General features: G+C 73.7%; 12 protein-coding genes. 6 read left to right on the top strand and 6 right to left on the bottom strand.

All coding sequences use genetic code 11. From position 1 onward, the window contains the following. Nucleotides 1-57 precede the first annotated feature (57 nt). From C1701_RS14575 to C1701_RS14565, 3 genes are all read left to right on the top strand, one after another. Entirely contained in the window at nucleotides 58-1,644 is a 1,587-nt protein-coding gene (locus tag C1701_RS14575) for an LCP family protein (protein ID WP_245588852.1), read from the top strand. A 177-nt stretch (nucleotides 1,645-1,821) separates the two neighbouring features. After that, the gene (locus C1701_RS14570) at nucleotides 1,822-3,249 is read left to right on the top strand and encodes an LCP family protein (RefSeq protein ID WP_245588853.1); all 1,428 of its coding nucleotides are present in this window, start codon (nucleotides 1,822-1,824) and stop codon (nucleotides 3,247-3,249) included. 129 nt (nucleotides 3,250-3,378) lie between these two features. Continuing rightward, on the top strand, nucleotides 3,379-4,152 hold the full coding sequence (locus tag C1701_RS14565) for a TIGR03089 family protein (RefSeq protein WP_026419333.1): 774 nt from the start codon (nucleotides 3,379-3,381) through the stop codon (nucleotides 4,150-4,152). 19 nt (nucleotides 4,153-4,171) lie between these two features. On the opposite strand, the gene C1701_RS14560 is transcribed toward C1701_RS14565, so the two are convergent. The 4 genes from C1701_RS14560 to C1701_RS14545 form a co-directional block, all read right to left on the bottom strand. After that, nucleotides 4,172-4,630, bottom strand: a complete 459-nt coding sequence (locus C1701_RS14560; protein ID WP_026419334.1) for a DoxX family protein — start codon at nucleotides 4,628-4,630, stop codon at nucleotides 4,172-4,174. A gap of 1,093 nt (nucleotides 4,631-5,723) precedes the next feature. Further along, on the bottom strand, nucleotides 5,724-6,887 hold the full coding sequence (locus C1701_RS14555; RefSeq protein WP_026419336.1) for an acyl-CoA dehydrogenase family protein: 1,164 nt from the start codon (nucleotides 6,885-6,887) through the stop codon (nucleotides 5,724-5,726). Between the two features lie 260 nt (nucleotides 6,888-7,147). Then, a complete protein-coding gene (gene purE / locus C1701_RS14550) occupies nucleotides 7,148-7,651 on the bottom strand; it encodes a 5-(carboxyamino)imidazole ribonucleotide mutase (RefSeq protein ID WP_030104820.1) in 504 nt (167 codons plus the stop codon). A 212-nt stretch (nucleotides 7,652-7,863) separates the two neighbouring features. Further along, nucleotides 7,864-9,039: a 5-(carboxyamino)imidazole ribonucleotide synthase gene (locus tag C1701_RS14545; protein ID WP_026419338.1), complete on the bottom strand. Its 1,176-nt coding sequence runs from the start codon at nucleotides 9,037-9,039 to the stop codon at nucleotides 7,864-7,866. 218 nt (nucleotides 9,040-9,257) lie between these two features. Here C1701_RS14545 and C1701_RS27400 point away from each other — a divergent pair, with 218 nt between their 5' ends. Together C1701_RS27400 and C1701_RS14535 are read left to right on the top strand one after the other, a co-directional pair. Beyond that, nucleotides 9,258-12,569, top strand: coding sequence for a sigma-70 family RNA polymerase sigma factor (locus tag C1701_RS27400; RefSeq protein ID WP_337662274.1), 3,312 nt, complete (start codon nucleotides 9,258-9,260; stop codon nucleotides 12,567-12,569). A 78-nt stretch (nucleotides 12,570-12,647) separates the two neighbouring features. Continuing rightward, the gene (locus C1701_RS14535) at nucleotides 12,648-13,310 is read left to right on the top strand and encodes a GtrA family protein (RefSeq protein ID WP_337662273.1); all 663 of its coding nucleotides are present in this window, start codon (nucleotides 12,648-12,650) and stop codon (nucleotides 13,308-13,310) included. A gap of 161 nt (nucleotides 13,311-13,471) precedes the next feature. On the opposite strand, the gene C1701_RS14530 is transcribed toward C1701_RS14535, so the two are convergent. Both C1701_RS14530 and C1701_RS14525 read right to left on the bottom strand, forming a co-directional pair. Then, nucleotides 13,472-14,746, bottom strand: coding sequence for a sensor histidine kinase (locus tag C1701_RS14530; RefSeq protein ID WP_026419339.1), 1,275 nt, complete (start codon nucleotides 14,744-14,746; stop codon nucleotides 13,472-13,474). Between the two features lie 120 nt (nucleotides 14,747-14,866). Then, nucleotides 14,867-15,541 carry a response regulator transcription factor gene (locus tag C1701_RS14525; RefSeq protein ID WP_026419340.1) on the bottom strand — a complete coding sequence of 225 codons (675 nt, stop codon included), beginning with the start codon at nucleotides 15,539-15,541 and terminating at the stop codon, nucleotides 14,867-14,869. A 120-nt stretch (nucleotides 15,542-15,661) separates the two neighbouring features. On the opposite strand from C1701_RS14525, the gene hisN reads away from it, so the two are divergent. Continuing rightward, the gene (hisN, locus tag C1701_RS14520) at nucleotides 15,662-16,498 is read left to right on the top strand and encodes a histidinol-phosphatase (protein WP_248783795.1); all 837 of its coding nucleotides are present in this window, start codon (nucleotides 15,662-15,664) and stop codon (nucleotides 16,496-16,498) included. Nucleotides 16,499-16,514 lie beyond the last annotated feature (16 nt).

Here is a 16,514-nt window from a genome sequence, read left to right as displayed (position 1 = left end):
CTGCGGCGGGTCGCCGCGGGCGACCTTGATGACGACCTTTCTTCCGCGCCGACCCAGGTGGGCGTCGGCGGTGGTGCGCTCACCGAGCCGATCGGGGCGGTGGGCGGCGCGGCCAGGGCCTCGGCCGAGCGCGACCGAGCTCGGCGCGGCCGGGGCCGGGTGCGCCCGAGCCGGGCCGGGCGGGCCGCGCTGGCCACCGCGAAGAGCGTGGTGGCCCTCTGCTCGGCGATCGTCATCGGCGGAACCGGCTACGCGTGGGCGACGCTGGGCAGCCTCGGGTCCGGGATGACGACGACGAACGTCTTCGGCGACCGCGACCGCGCGCCGATCACCCCGGACGGGCCGAGCCCGCTCGACGGGGGCATGGACATGCTGCTGGTGGGCATGGACAGCCGCACCGACGCGGAGGGCAACCCCCTGCCGGAGGAGGTCCTCGCGGAGCTGCGGGCGTCCGACAACGACGGTGAGCTGACCGACACCCTCATCCTGGTGCGCGTCCCGGTGGGTGGGGAGAGCGCGACGGCGGTGTCGATTCCGCGGGACAGCCTGGTCAACATCCCCGGCCACGGCTCCTACAAGGTCAATTCCGCGTTCGGCCGGGGGAAACGCGCGGCGGAGGCGACCCTCGCCGCGCAGGGGGTCACCGATCCCCAACAGCTCCACCAGGAGTCCTCCGCCGAGGGGCGCAAGTTGCTCATCGAGACCATCGAGGAGTTCACCGGCGTCGAGATCGACCACTACGCCGAGGTGAACCTGCTCGGCTTCTTCGAGATCACCGACGCCATCGGCGGCGTCACCGTCTGCCTCAACTCCGCGGTGAGCGAACCGAAATCCGGCGCCGACTTCGAGGCGGGTGAGCAGACCATCTCCGGGGGCGACGCGCTGGCCTTCGTGCGCCAGCGCTACGGCCTGCCCCGAGGTGACCTCGACCGGGTGGTGCGGCAGCAGGTGTTCCTCGCCGGGCTGGCGAACAAGCTGTTGTCCACCGACACCCTGACGAACCCGGCGAAGCTGAACAACCTGGTGTCCGCCGTGCAGCGGTCCGTCGTCCTCGACGACGGCCTCGACGTCCCGGGTTTCGCCATGCACATGCAGGACATGGCCGGGGGGAACATGGCGTTCGAGACCATCCCGGTCGGTCACGTCGGGAACTACATCGAGGTTGACCCGGTGGCCGTCCAGGAGTACATGCGGTCGCTGACCGCCGGTTCCTCGGAGGACGGCGGTTCCGAGGAGGCCGCCGACGCGGACAGGGCGGCGGTCACGGTCGGCGTGCACAACGCGGCGCAGGTGACCGGCCTGGCCGGGCAGGTGATGGAGCGGCTGACGACGGCGGGTTTCACCGAGGGCGTGACCGGGAACGCGGAACTGCGCGAGACCACGGTGGTCAGGCACGCGCCGGGCGAGGAGGCCAACGCGGAGCTCGTGGCCGAGGAACTCGGTGGCGTGTCCATCGAGCCGGACGCGAACCTGCCAGCCGGGTCCGTCTCGGTGCTGCTGGGGCTGGACTACTCCGGTGGGGAGTTGGCGGAGGGCGCGGAGCCCGGTCCGGGTGCCGTCGACCCCGGGGCGGTCCAACCGAACGCCACCGCGACGGACGAGGGCGGCGACATCACCGCGAGCACGGTTCCCTGCGTCAACTGACCACCCTCCTCGTCCCGTCGGGTTCCGCACGGTGGCGGCGCGGGCCGGTGATGCGCACTATGAGCGTGGGGGAAACGCTCGGGGCGTGACCACGGCCGGTAACGCCCGGGGGACAGCGAGGGACAGGACCGGTGAGGGCGCGATCCCGCGCCAGCTCGGCGACAGTAGGGGGAACAGGTGGCCGACGAGGGGGAGCCGGGCCGGCGGACATCGGCGACCGACCCGCCGGAGGGAGTGGCGGCGAGCGGGTCCGGGGAGCCCACGCCCCCACCCGCCACCGGGCGGGTCCGGGTGGTGCCAGGTGGTCGAGGACGTGGTCGGGCCCGGCGGGTGCTGGTCGCCGGTGGCCGCTCGCTGACGATCCTCGTCTCGGTCACCGCCCTGGTCGTGACCGGGGTCGCCTGGGTCATGGTCGACCGCATCCAGGAGGACCTGAGCACCACGAGCGTCCTGGCGGACCTGCGGCGGGCGCCCGTGGAGGCCGAGAGGAACGCTCCACCACCGCCCGACGCGGCCGATCTCGCCACCGACATCCTGCTGGTGGGCAACGACAGCAGGACCGACGCGCAGGGCCGCCCCCTGCCGGAGTCGGTGCTCCGGGAGCTGCGCACCGAGGCCAACGCCGGCCTGAACACCGACACCATCATCCTGCTGCGGATCCCCGACGACGGGAGCGCCGCGCACGCCGTGTCCATTCCCCGGGACACCTCGGTTCCGGTGTCGGCGCTCGGCACCGAGGAGAAGATCAACGGCGCCTTCGGGCTGGTGAAGGCGCGGAAGGCGAACGAGTTGGCCGCCCAGGGCGTCACGGACCGGTCCCGGATCGAACGGGAGTCCGACCACGCGGGCCGGTTGGCGCTCGTCCGGGCGGTCCAGGACCTGACGGGCGCGCACATCGACCACTACGCCGAGGTGAACCTGTACGGTTTTTACCTGTTCACGGAGGCGATCGGCGGCGTCGAGGTCTGCCTGAACCAGGCCACCAGCGACACCGACTCCGGCGCCAGCTTCACCAGGGGCGCGCAGGTCATCTCCGGCGGCGACGCGCTCGCGTTCGTCCGGCAACGCAAGAACCTGCCGCGAGGCGACCTGGACCGGATCGTCCGGCAGCAGGTCTTCCTCGCAGCCCTGGCGAACAAGGTGCTGTCCACCGGCACCCTCACCGATCCGGGCAAGCTCCAGGCCCTGTTGGCCGCGACCCGGGACTCGGTGGTCCTCGACGAGGACCTGGACCTCGTGGGCTTCGCCCGACAGCTGGAGGGCATCGCCAGCGGCGCCATCCAGTTCACCACCATCCCCGTCACCGGGGTCGGCGCCCGCAACGACCGGGGTCAGAGCATCATCACGGTGGACCCGACCCAGGTGCGCGACTTCGTCGCCGGCCTCCTCGACGGCGTGGAGGACCCGCCCGCGCCCGCCCGGTCGTCCGGGCCCGGGACACCCGCGCCGGGAGCGCCGTCCGAAGCCCAGGAGACCGGCGCGCCGAGCGCCGGCCCGGCCGCGGCCGGCGGCCCCTCTCGACCTGCGGAGGCGTCCTCGCTGGCCGCTGGTGCGCCGACGGACGAGGACCCGATCACCGCCGAGGGCCTGACCTGCGTGAACTGAGCCGCCCCCGGCGTTCGCCCGGTCGTCACCTCTCGGGCCAGGGGCCGTCCGTCCCGTGCCGGCACCGCCCGGGGTCCGCCGCTCGGAGCAGGGGCCGGGTCGACGGCGGCGGACACTAGGCTTGCCGGTATGAGCGTCACCGATCACCTGTTGCGCCCGCTGCTCGCCCGCAACCCCAGCCGGCCGATGCTCACCTACTACGACGGGCCCGGGGGTTACCGGGTGGAGCTGTCGGTGGCGACGGCGGCGAACTGGGCGGCCAAGACCGCGAACTGGCTGCGTGACGAGTGCGACGTGGAGCCGGGGACACCGGTGGTGGTCGCGTTGCCGGCGCACTGGCAGACGCTGGGTGTGCTGTTGGGCAGCTGGTGGTGCGGTGCGCACGTGGTGGCGGCGACCGGTGGGGACGGGTTGGGGGACGAGGAGGCGGCGGTCGCCTTCGTGCCGGCGACGGCGGTCGAGGCGCACCGGGGAGCAGCGACGACGATCGCGAAGGTCGGTCTCGACGCGCTGGGGATGTCCGGAGGCGGGCAGGACGATGACGCCGTGGACTACACCTCGGAGATCCGCATCCAGCCCGACGACTTCGTCCCGTGGTCACCGGTGCCGGGTTCGACCCCGGCCCTGCTGGGGATGACGGTCGACGAGGTGCTCGCCGCCGCCGAGGAACGGGCTTCGGCCCTCGGGGTGGAGCGGGGCTCACGTGTCCTCTCGGCCCTCGAGTGGACGCTGCCGGCCGGTGTGCTCGACGGCGTCCTCGCGGTGTTCGCACGGGAGGCGGGGCTGGTCCAGTACGGCACCGCGCCCGGGGGCGTCGTCGACCCCGAGCGGCTGGCGTCGTTGCGGGACTCCGAGCTCGCCGCCCTCGTCCTCCCCCGGACCGGCGGCGTCGACGGGGCCTGACGCGCGCTTGTCGTCGTGGTCAGGCGTTGACCTCGGCCGTCGGCTTCGGCTGCCCGCTCGTGCCGGCGGCGGCGACCGGGGGCGTGCCTCGGAACAGCAGGCGGTCCACGGCGTAGGAGCCGCCGTTGAAGCCGAGCGCCAGGGCGGCGGTGCCCAGGACGAGGACGAGTTCGACACCGCCCTCGGAGGCGAAGAACCCGTTGCCGATGTGGACGAAGAAGGCCGCGCCGGCCATCAGGGCGGCGAGGACCACCCCGGCGACTGGGAGGCCGACGCCCAGGACCAGGGCCGCGCCACCGACGAGCTCCCCGACCGCGGTGACCCACGCGGACACCTCGGGCAGGGGCACGCCCATCGCGTCGAACCCGGTCGCGACGTTGCCGATCCCGTTCGAGAACTTGTCCCAGCCGTGCGCGACGAAGGCCAGGCCGATTGCCAGCCTGGCCACCAGCAGGGTGATGTCCTTGATCATGCTCATGCTGATCTCCTGTGCTTGGTGCGGGGGCTCACGAGTGCCGATTATATGAACGCTCAACTAAGCTTGCCGTGAACCTACACCGGGAGTGATGCTCCGAGCGATCGATGTCACGACTCGTTCATGCGAGACCCAGCCAAACACGACAGACAAGACACCACTTCCACATACTGGGAACCGGTGGAGCCATCCGCTCACCCCACCGGGGCAGGCGACCAGGCCGGTCGGCCATCCCCCGGCAACGGCGGAGGACACGCCCCCTCCCACCTCCTACGCCGGCCGAACGACGAACGGATCCCACGGAGAGTGACCGTCGACACTCCTTGGCGACATACCGTGATCGACGGTCGGCGGCGTACCGTGTCGCGGCACCAGGCGGATTCGACCGGCCCACGAGCCGGGATCCAGCACGAGCGCGTCGACCGCCCGCGACCACGACGCCTCGCCACCCCGAGCACACGGATTCCGGACGGCCCGCTACCGCGTGCGGTACGGGCCGGGGATGCCACCGGCCTTCCACCCGTGGCCGCCGCCAGGAGCCCGACCGGTGACGGACGGTGGAACGGTCCCGTCAGCACGAGCGATCGTGCCGGCCTCCGGCCGTGGGGCTGGGCAGCCGCCGCACGCCGCGGAGGCGCTCCGCCAACCGCACGGCGACGGCACGGCGAGCGGCGAAGCGCAGTCGTCGATCACCCACCGGGGCCGGCGTGGCCCGGGGACCACGGACCGGGCCGGTTCGAACGCCCGAGGCTCGGCATCGGCCTCGGCGGGCCACGCCGCGTCGTCCACGCCCGGACTGGGGTGTGGAGGCGGTCCGGGTGCCCGCGCACGGCTCGTTCGCCCACCGCGCCCGGGCACCACGAGCTCGTGCCCTCCTCACCGGCCGCGCGCGGCGGCCGGTGGTCCCGGGTGACCGCCGCCTCCCGTCCCCAGCCCAGGAGGCGGACGGCGCCGGCCCGGGACGCTCGGGGCACGCCGAAGGACGCCCTGGTCGCCTCCGGGTGGCCGGAGGGCCGGGTGCCGGCCCCGGCGGCGCGGTGCCCACGAGCAGCGACGGCGAGGCGGCCGGGGCGGACTCCGCCCTCGTGCGCCCGGTTCAGCCCCGGAGCAGGGACTTCGCCATCACCATGCGCTGGATCTGGTTCGTGCCCTCGTAGATCTGGGTGATCTTGGCGTCACGCATCATCCGCTCGACCGGGAAGTCCGTGGTGTAACCGGCACCGCCGAAGAGCTGCACCGCATCGGTGGTGACCCGCATCGCGACGTCCGACGCGAAGCACTTCGCGGCGGCCGAGACGAACACGAGGTCGTCCTCACCGCGCTCGGCGCGCGCCGCCGCCACGTACACCATGTGCCGCGCCGCCTCGATGCTCATCGCCATGTCGGCGAGCATGAACTGGACGCCCTGGAAATCGCTGACGGGGCGGCCGAACTGGCGGCGCTCCCGCACGTAGGCGACGGCCGCGTCCAGGGCGCCCTGAGCGATGCCGACCGCCTGCGCGCCGATCGTCGGCCTGGTGTGGTCCAGGGCGCGCAGGGCGGTGCGCAGTCCCGTCCCCGGCTCCCCGATGATCCGGTTCTCGGGGATCGCGCAGTCGCTGAAGTGGATCTCACACGTGGGCGACCCCTTGATGCCGAGCTTGCGCTCCTTGGCCCCGACCTCGAAGCCGGGGTCGTCGGCGTGCACCAGGAACGCGGAGATCCCGTCCGCCTTCCTGGCCGCGTCCGGATCGGTCACGGCCATCACCGTGTACCAACTGGACTCGCCCGCGTTCGTGATCCAGCACTTGGTGCCGTTGAGCACCCAGTGGTCGCCGTCCAGGCGAGCCCTGGTGCGCATCGACGCCGTGTCGGAGCCCGCCTCGCGCTCGGACAGCGCGTAGGAGACCATGGCCTCGCCGTTGGCGACGGAGGGCAGCACCGTCCGCTTCAGCTCATCGGAGGCGCCGAGCAGGATCGGCATGGTGCCCAGCTTGTTGACGGCCGGGATGAGCGACGACGAGGCGCACACCCGGGCGACCTCCTCGATGACGATGCAGGTCGCGATGGAGTCGGCGCCCTCCCCGGCGTAGTCCTCGGGGATGTGCGCGGCGTGGAACCCGGCCTTGACCAGGGCCTTCTTCGCCTCGATCGGGAACCGCGACTGCTCGTCGACCTCGGCCGCGTGCGGCGCGATCTCCTTCTCCGAGAGGGACCGCACCGCCGCGCGCAGCGCTTCGTGCTCCTCTGCCAGCTGGTAGGTGTCGAAGCCACGGTTCACCGCACGTCCTCCTGTTACCGACGGGTAGCAACGCTCCTGCGGGCGATCGTAGCGGGGTTACCCGCCAGTAGCGAGGGAGCGTGCCGACACCGGTGCTGGTGACGGGTGCCCAGGTTCCCGGCGGAGCGCGCCTCTCGGGTCGGCCGCCGTGTGGGAGGTCGACCGGATCCAGGGGAGCGCTCCTCCCCGACCGGGCCGGAGGAGCCCGCGCGCCAGCGCGGTCGTGACCAGCCGGACCCCGACACCGCGTGCGGTGGAGGTCAGCCGGTGATCGCCTCGCCCTGGCTGATCCGTTCCCGCAGCGCCGCGTCCTTGTCGAGCACCAGGCGTTCCATCTCCGCCTGGAACGCGGCCATCCGCTGCCGGTACCCGGCCGCGCGCTCGTCGGTTCCCGCACCGAGCACGCGCACGGCGAGCAACCCCGCGTTGCGCGCCCCGCCCACCGACACCGTCGCGACCGGGACCCCGGCCGGCATCTGCACGATCGAGAGCAGCGAGTCCATGCCCTCCAGGTGCCGCAGGGGCACCGGAACGCCGATGACCGGCAGCACGGTCGCCGAGGCGACCATGCCGGGCAGGTGCGCCGCCCCACCGGCTCCGGCGACGATCACGCGGATTCCCCGCTCCGCCGCCGTCCGCGCGTAGTCGAGCATGCGCTGGGGTGTGCGGTGAGCCGACACCACCGACACCTCGTGCGGGACGTCGAACTCGGCCAGGGTCTCGGCGGCGACGCCCATCACGGGCCAGTCCGAGTCACTGCCCATGATCACACCGACGAGAGGCGCCTGTTGTTCTGCCACGTTGGTTCTCTTCTCCCTCCGCGGCCCCACCGGGCGGCCGCACCAGGAGGGTGGGCCGGCGGGACCGACGCTCTGCGCTACGGGACGACGTCGCCTCGGGCGGGCGGACCGACCCCGGCCATCCTGACCCGACCCGGGGTGGTGGCGGGGCCGTGCCACGCCGGCGGCGACCAGTTCTAGGTGCCGTGGATGTCGTGGCCGTCGGGCCAGCGGGCGTCCCGCAGCCACGCCGCGGCCTGCCCCGCGCGCCCGCGAGCGGCGTCCGGATCGGCGCCCAGCGCGGTGACGTGACCGATCTTGCGCCCCGGCCGCTCCTCCTTGCCGTAGAGGTGGATCTTCACGTCGGGGTACCGGGCGAACAGGTGGTGCACCCGTTCGTCCATGGTCATCTCCGGAACGGGGTCCCCGCCCAGCACGTTGGCCATCACGACGGCGGGCGCCGCCAGGTCGGTGGCGCCGAGCGGGTAGTCGAGCACGGCCCGGAGGTGCTGCTCGAACTGGGAGGTCCGCGAGCCCTCGATCGTCCAGTGGCCCGAGTTGTGGGGGCGCATGGCGAGCTCGTTGACCAGCAACCTCCCGTCCCGGGTCTCGAACAGCTCCACCGCCAGCACCCCGACGACGCCCAACGCGGACGCGATCGTGAAGGCCAGCTCCTGGGCCTGGGCGGCCTGGCCCTCGGTCAGGCCCGGCGCGGGCGCCAGCACCTCGACGCAGATGCCGTCCCGCTGCACCGTCTCGACCACGGGCCACGCCCCGCCCTGGCCGAAGGGGGACCGTGCGACCAGGGCGGCCAGCTCGCGGTGGAGGTCGACCCTTTCCTCGACCAGCAGTGGGGTACCGGCGGCGAGCAGTTCCGCCACCAGGGCCGCCCCGTCCTCCCGGGTGTCCACCATCCACACCCCGCGCCCGTCGTAGCCCCCTCTCGCGGCCTTGAGCACGCAGGGCCAGCCGTGTTCCTCCCCGAAGGCGACCAGGTCCGCCGGCGAGGTCACCTCCGCGAAGGCGGGGCCCGCGACGCCCAGCTCGGCGAGCCGGCGTCGCATGACGAGCTTGTCCTGCGCGTGCGCCAGCGCGGCCGACCCCGGGTGGACGGTGACCCCTTCCGCCTCGAGCGCGCGCAGGTGTTCGCCGGGCACGTGCTCGTGGTCGAACGTGAGGACGTCGCTGTCCCGGGCGAAGGACCGCAACGCCTCCAGGTCGGTGTGGTGGCCGAAGGCGACGTCGCTGGCGACGACGGCGGCGGGGTCCGTCTCCGCCACCGCCAGCACCCGGAGGGACTGCCCGAGGGGAATCGCTGCCTGGTGGGTCATCCGCGCGAGCTGACCGCCGCCCACCATGCCGACCGAGGGCATGGTGGAACGGCCGCCGCGGCGGGCACGTCGGTCGTTGCTGGTCTCCACGGTTCCAGGAGCCTAAACGGGGGCCACGCGGAGAGGGTCCGGTGGCCTGGCTCCGAGGGACCGCGCGTTGCCGGTCCCCGCCCCGCTCGTCCGTCACGGTGGCCCTGATGGCGCGACGGGTAACCGGTTGGTCACAATGTGTGCTTCCGTGTGATGAGGAGGCGGCGGGCGTGGCAGACCCGGGGAACACGCACGGCACGAGTGACGAGGACCTGATCGATGCCGTCCGCCAGGGGGTCACCTCGGCGTACGGGGAGCTCTACGTCCGGCACGTCGACGCGGCGCGCAACCTGTCCCGCCAGCTCGCCAGGACCCCGATCGAGGCCGACGACCTGGTGTCGGAGGCGTTCGCCCGGGTGCTCCAGGTGCTGCGGACAGGTGGGGGCCCGGACTCGGCCTTCCGCGCCTACCTGCTGACGTCGTTGCGGCACACCGCCTACGACCGGACCCGGCGGGAACGGCGGGTCGAGCTGTCCGAGGACGTGGGCGCCGTCGCGGGCGCCGCCCTCGCGGTGCCCTTCACCGACACCGCGGTCGCCGGCCTGGAACGCTCCCTCGCCGCCCGGGCGTTCGCTCGACTCCCCGAACGGTGGCAGACGGTGCTGTGGCACACCGAGATCGAGGGACAGCCGCCCTCCGCGGTGGCACCGATCCTCGGGCTCTCCGCCAACGGGGTGGCGGCCCTCGCGTACCGGGCGAGGGAGGGGCTGCGGCAGGCCTTCCTCCAGGAGCACCTCAGCGAGGTCGGGGCGACGTCGCGGTGTCGCGCGGTGGCCGAGCGGCTCGGCGCGTGGACGAGGGATGGCCTCTCCCGACGGGAGACGGCCCAGGTGGAGACCCACCTCGACGGTTGCGAACGTTGTCGGACCCTCGCCTCCGAGCTGGCCGACCTCAACGGCGCGCTGCGCGGCGTCGCGTTCGTCGTCCTCGGGGTGGGGGCGGGCGGCTACCTCGCCACGGCGGCGGCGACCTCCCTGACCGGCGCGGGAGTCGGCGCGGTGACCGGGTCGACGGCGGGTGCGGTCAGCGGGCTCATCAGCGGCGCGCCCCGCCAGTGGTTGGGTGCTGCCTCCTCGGCCGCCGCGCTGGCCGCGGCGATGGTGCTCGGCCTGTTGAGCGGAGGTCCCGCACCCGACCCGGTGGCGCAGCCCTCCGACCCGCCGGCCAGCGAGTCCTTACCGCTGCCCGAGGTCCCGACCGCGCCCCCGACCGTGCGGGATCCGGTCCAGCTCCCACTCCCACCACCGACCCCGTCCCCGTCGCCGCCCCACCCGCCAAGGCCGGCGGACCCACCTCCGCCCCCGGAGGAAACACCGGAGCCGGTGGGCGCGCGGCTGGAGGCGACCGTTCCCGACAGCTCACTCGTCCTGGTCGCCGGCGGCGAACCGGTGGACCTCCCCATCACGGTGCGCAACACCGGGGACCGTGCGTCGGAACCCGTCACCGTGTCGTTGGACCTCCCGAAGGGGGTCACGGCAACGGGACGAACCGTCCCGGACGCCCCTTCCGGATCGCGGCCCGCCGGAGACACCCCGGGAACGGGGGCCGGCGAACCGCCCGCCCCGGACCCGGCCGCGAGACCGCGAACCGGCGCCGAACCTCCCTCACCGAGGGCCGCCGAGGATCCCACCGGAGCCGCGCCGGCCGCCCCCTCCCCGGTCCCGACCACCGTCGGCGAGCCGGACGTCTGCGTCCAACACCCGACCGGCACGAGGGTCACCTGCCGGTCGGTCGAGGGGGTGCCCGCCGGGGGCGACCTGACGCTCCACATCCAGTTGACCGCCTCGGTCGACGCCGAGGCGGGCGCCATCAGCGGCACCCTGCACGCCGGCACCGCCATCCACCTCCGCCTGGCCACCATCACCGTCACCGTGCGCCCCGCCACGGTCGACCACCTGGCCCTGGGCGGGAGCGCGCTCCGCACCCCTGGGGGCGGGTGGCCCGCCCCCGCCGAACTCAGGGCCGAGGTCACGAACACCGGGACGAGCACCGCGCCCGTCTCCGTGGAGCTGCGGCTGCCGTGGTGGGTCCGGGTCGACGGCCTTCCGCCCCGGTGCGACCTGCGGTCCGACGCGTTCCGTCACCCCCACTCCTCCTGGGTCGTCGCCTCGGCGCTGCCCCCGTCGGTGGTTCGCTGCGAGTCACCGGGCGAGGTGGCACCGGGCGACCGGCACGACGTCCGCCTGCGGCTCCGCACCTGGCTGCCCGTGGAGACGCCGATCCGGGTCACCGCGAGGCTGGGCGCGGCGCGGGAGGCGCTGGACCTCCGGCTGACCGCGGCGCGCCCGGCCCTCCGGGTCGAGGCCCTCGGCGTTCCGGAGCCGCTGCCGCCCGGCGGCCCCGCCGGGTCGGTCACCTACCGCCTGCGGAACACGGGGAACGCCCCGACGGGCCCGGTGACCGTGCGAGCCGAGGTCCCGCGCCACTTCGCCCTCGACGGAGGGGAGGACATCTCGTGCGACGGGCGTGGACGGTTGGTCCACTGCCACGTTCCGGGCGGCCTCGAACCCGGTGAGCAGGCCGACCTCCCTCTCGTGGTCCGCGCGCTGGCGGCGGCGGCTTCGGCCGGGGAGGTCACGGGACACGTTCGAGGGGTGGACGGCGCGCTGACCCGGCTCCCAGCGGTACGGCTGGACCTGGCGGAACGGCCGTCCGGGGTGGCGGTCTCCACGGGGACCGGACCCGCGTGGTCGACGCCGTCCCCGAGTGGCGCCGGCCACCGCTCCTACCACGCGGTGCTGCGGGTCCGGGTGAGCAACGTCGGCCAGACGACGGCGCCGGCGAGGCTGGAGGCCACGCTGCCGCCGGGTGTCCGGATGCGCCAGTTGCCCGGTTGGCCCCTCGACCCGCCGAGGGGGCTCGCTGGCTGCCCCTCGGGGTCGACCCGACCCCGGCCCACGCCGCCCCTCAGCCCGGGCTCGTCACGGCACCTCGTCCTGTGGTTCTGCGCGGAGGGCGGTCGGGACGTGCCACCCGCGTCCTCCGTCGCACTGCTGGCGCGGCTCGGCGACTCCGAGCACCCGACGTCGGTGCGGGTGGAGTGGTCCCACCGACCGTTCGGCGGTCCCGCGGTCGGGGAGGCGCCGGACCCGGTGGAGGACGTCGACCGGGACGGACCACCGGCACCGAGGGACGCCGCGGACCCGGAACCGCGGCCACGGGCCCCCGCTCCACCGGAGGGGCCCCCGGGGCCGGCTCCTGAGCACGGCGTCGAATCCCGGGATCCTCCCCGTCCCGACCGGACCCCGGAGGCGCCGCACCGACCGTCGCCCCCGTCCACGCCCCCTCCGGTCAGCGGGAGCGGGCCACCCCAACCGGGGGGTCCGCCGGGCGGTGGTCGGGACGCACGGTCAGTACCACTTCCCTCACCTCCTTCACTCGACAGTGGCGTAATGCGACGGTTGTCCGATACGTTCGGTAGGAGGAACCAGGCGGACCGGCACGACCACCCACCGGGGATCGGGGGGCGCTCGCACGGCTGAACAGGGGGAATTCACCACTTCGCTGCGGGGTCCGGTAGCTACACACGGCCGTGGAGCGTGGTTCCGTAGACTGCGGTGGTGTCCGTCGTCCACAAGGTCCTCGATCGACTACCAGCGCCGCTGCGCACCGTCATGCTCAAGCACCGCGAACTGCTCAAGTTCGCGGTCGTGGGCGGCACGGCCTGGGTGATCGACACGATCGTCTTCTACACCGTCAAGTTGTGGATCCTGGACAAGCCCCTCACCGCGAAGGTCATCGCGGTGCTGGTGGCCACCGCCGCCTCCTACGTGCTGAACCGGGAGTGGTCCTTCCGGACGCGGGGAGGCCGACGCCCGGGGCACGAGGCGAGCCTGTTCTTCGTCATCAGCGGTCTCGCCTTCGTGCTCTACCTGGCCCCGCTGGCGGTGTCGCGTTACGTGCTCGACCTCAAGCAGCCGGCGGTCAGCTTCGTCACGGAGCAGGTCGCCGACTTCGTCAGCAGCCAGGTCATCGGCGTCCTCCTCGGCATGATCTTCCGGTACTGGGCGTTCCGCCGGTTCGTCTTCCCCCAGAGCGGGGTCCGCAACCTGGAGACGAGCTACGACACGGCCGGGTCGGAGACCGACACCCTCGACGGCCCGCCCCCGGCCCGGGCGGTGCCGGCCGCCTCGGCGCCGGAGCACGGGCGGCGAGCCCACCCGGAGTCGGAGGAGCAGCCGGCCGAGGAGGCACGAGACCGGAACCGCATCCGTCGCAGGTGAGCGAACGCGCGCGGGGGAGCTGACGCCGGCGACCCACCGGTCCGCTGCCGTTCCCCTGGGCCCGGACGCGCGGGCCACCGACCTCGCTCCCGTCGTCGACGACGGTGGGCGCCCCCGTCCCGATCAGCCGCCCGCGCCAGTGGGCACCACGTGCCGGGGACTCAGCGCGGGGCCTCCGCCCGCCAGGACACGCCGAGGACGTCGTCGACGCGGGGCACCCGGAGGTAGATGACGAACGCCGCCGTGCGTTCGGGGCTCACCTTCAACCGGCCCCCGTCGGCCTCCACCAGCGCCCGGGCCACCGCGAGCCCCACCCCGGTCGAGCCGGCGGCGGACACGCCGCGTTCGAACACGTGGGGTACCAGCTCCTCCGGCACGCCCTTGCCCTGGTCGGTGACCTCGATGGTCACCATTCCCCCGGTCAGCCGCGCGGTCACCGCCACGGTCCCGGCGCCGTGGACGACGGCGTTCTCCAGCAGCACCCCGATCGCCTCCCGCAACCGAGCGGGTGTCGCCCTGGCCAGCAGGTTGGGTTCGACCCGCACCCGCAGGGCGCGGCCCGCCCCGCGCAGCCGGTCACGCCACTCGGCCACCATCGTGGGCAGTTCGGCGCTCAGTTCGAGGGGCTCGGCGCTGAGCGAACGCACCGCCGTCGCCGTCGCCAGCAGGTCCTCCAGCACCCGGGCCAGCAGCTCGGCCTGTTCCAGGGCCGCCCTCGCCTCCCCCGGCTCGGGTTGGTGCCGGGGGTCGGCGAGTTCCTCCAACCGCAGCTGGAGGGCGGTGAGGTGGCTTCGCAACTGGTGGGAGACGTCCCCGACCAGCTCACGCTCCCGCTCGACGAGCTGTGAGAGCGCGGCTGCCGAGGTGTCCAGGGCCTCGGCGACGCGGTCCAGCTCGGGCACGCCGTGGCGCCGCGAGTCCGGCCGGAAGTCACCCGCCCCCAGCCGGGCCGCCCGGTCCCCCACGTGCCGCAGCGGCTCGGACAACCGGCGCGCGGTCACGTTGGCGACGAGCATCCCGGTCCCGACCGAGAGCACCACCAGCAGCAGCACGACGGCCGCCATCTGGGCCTGGGCCGTGCGCAGCGGCCCGGAGGGAACCGCCAGCGACACGGTGCCCTGCTGCACGATCGCGGCTCGCTCCACCACCGGGTTCGGGCCGGGGTCGGGCCCCTGCTCCACCGGCGGCTCTCCCGGGATGGTCACCCTGATCTGGCCGTCCTCCGGCACCGCGACCCGGATCTGGCCCAGGTCGAGGTCCCGGCCGAAGGCCAGCTGGTCGTCGAGGCTGGCGGCGATCTGCTGGACGCGACCGCTCAGTTCGCCCCGGGTGATGTCCTCGACGAGGCGCAGGGCGCTGAAGCCGAGGGGCAGGCCGAGCGCGACCGCGGTCACCGCCACGGCGAGCAGGATCGACTGGAGGATTCGACGTCGCACCGGACTCAGCCGTCGCCGTTCGACCCTGCGCCGGGTCCGGGGCGGACGCCGACCCCGTCGTCCGCCCCGGTCCGGGCACGATCCCTCTCGGGCAGTCGCCGAGCCACCTGGGTCACCCCGTCAGTCGATGTTGAATCGGAAGCCCACGCCGCGGACGGTGGCGATGCGCTGGTCCGCCGGCTTCGCGTTGGTGTCACACAGTTTGCGGCGCAGCCAGGACACGTGCATGTCCAGGGTCTTGCTCGTCCTGCTCTCCGGCCCGTTCCACACCTCGTCCAGGATCGCGTCCCTGGTCACCACCTCGCCGGCGTGCTGCATCAGCACGCGCAGCAGCTCGAACTCCTTGTTCGCCAGCTGGACCTCGGATCCGTTCACCTGGACCCGCCGCGCCGCCAGGTCCATCCGCACCCCGTTCGCCTCGATGGTCTTCACGGCGCGCCGCCGGAGCAGCGCCCTGATCCTGGCGAGCAGTTCGGCCAGTCGGAAGGGTTTCGCGACGTAGTCGTCGGCACCCGCGTCCAACCCGACCACGAAGTCCACCTCGTCGGTGCGCGCGGTCAACATCAGGACGGGAATGCCGACACCGTCCGAGCGCAGCCGCCGGCACACCTCCAACCCGTCCATCTCGGGCAGCCCCAGGTCGAGCACGAGAAGGTCGGCGCCGCCGGCCCGGGTCGCGCCCAACGCGCTCGGGCCGTCCCCGACCACGCGCACCACGTAGCCCTCGCGTTGCAGCGCCCGGCACAGTGGTTCCGCGATCGCCTTGTCGTCCTCAGCCAGCAGCACCACGCTCACGCCTCCCAGCCTAGAGCGGCCGGTCCGCCCCGGGTGGGGTGACGACCGAGGTGACCACCTCCCAGCGGGCGCCGAAGGTCCCAGCGGGTGGCGGCCGTCCGCCGGCTAGGCTTGCGGGCCGTGGGTGCTGACGGGGAGGACCTGGTCCTGGCGGGCCAGACGGGGGACGCGGTGGCGGCGGACCTCCGGCTGGCGCTGGCGCTGGCGGACGCCGCCGACGAGATCACGACGCGGCGCTTCCGGGCGCTCGACCTCCGGTCGGAGCGGAAGCCGGACCGCACGCCGGTGACCGACGCCGACCGGGCCGTCGAGGAGCTGATCAGGACGTCCCTCGCCGAACATCGGCCGGCGGACGTGTTCGTCGGCGAGGAGAGCGGGGAGTCCGGGGCGGAACGAGCATCCACCGATCGGGTGTGGATCGTCGATCCCATCGACGGCACCAAGAACTTCCTCCGGGGTGTGCCGGCGTGGGCCACCCTGATCGCCCTGGTCGTGGACGGCACGCCCGCGGTGGGCGTGGTCAGCGCGCCCCGGTTGCGCCGTCGGTGGTGGGCGGCCCGGGGGCTCGGCGCCTGGGCGGCGACGGCCGAGGAGCCCCCTGAGCGGCTGCGGGTGTCCACCGTGTCCCAGCTGGAGGACGCGTACCTGTCCACCACCCACCTGGGCACCTGGGTGGAGTACGCGTCCCGGGACGCCTACCTGGCCTTGGCCGACGCCTGCTGGGAGAACCGCGCCTTCGGCGACTTCTGGCAGCACTGCCTCGTCGCCGAGGGGGCGATCGACCTGGCGGCCGAACCGGTCGTGAACGCCTGGGACGTCGCCGCCCTCCAGGTGCTCGTCGAGGAGGCCGGGGGCCGCTTCTCCGACCTGCGGGGAACACGCACGCACGAGGGCGGTGACGCGTTGTCCTCGAACGGTCCGCTGCACGACGCGGCGCTGCGCGTGTTGGGCGGCTGACAGCTCGCCCGACGCG

The organism is Actinoalloteichus sp. AHMU CJ021 (genome assembly GCF_002895405.1).
In the GTDB taxonomy this organism is placed as follows: domain Bacteria; phylum Actinomycetota; class Actinomycetes; order Mycobacteriales; family Pseudonocardiaceae; genus Actinoalloteichus_B; species Actinoalloteichus_B caeruleus.
The sequence above is the reverse complement of the archived record's forward strand: the minus strand, read 5'-3'. Positions and strand labels throughout refer to the sequence as shown.

Coding starts and splice junctions, on each gene's coding strand:
- C1701_RS14565 (WP_026419333.1), top strand. CDS start 3,379: ATGAGCGTCACCGATCACCTGTTGCGCCCGCTGCTCGCCCGCAACCCC.
- purE (WP_030104820.1), bottom strand. CDS start 7,651: ATGGGCAGTGACTCGGACTGGCCCGTGATGGGCGTCGCCGCCGAGACC.
- C1701_RS14560 (WP_026419334.1), bottom strand. CDS start 4,630: ATGAGCATGATCAAGGACATCACCCTGCTGGTGGCCAGGCTGGCAATC.
- C1701_RS14545 (WP_026419338.1), bottom strand. CDS start 9,039: ATGCCCTCGGTCGGCATGGTGGGCGGCGGTCAGCTCGCGCGGATGACC.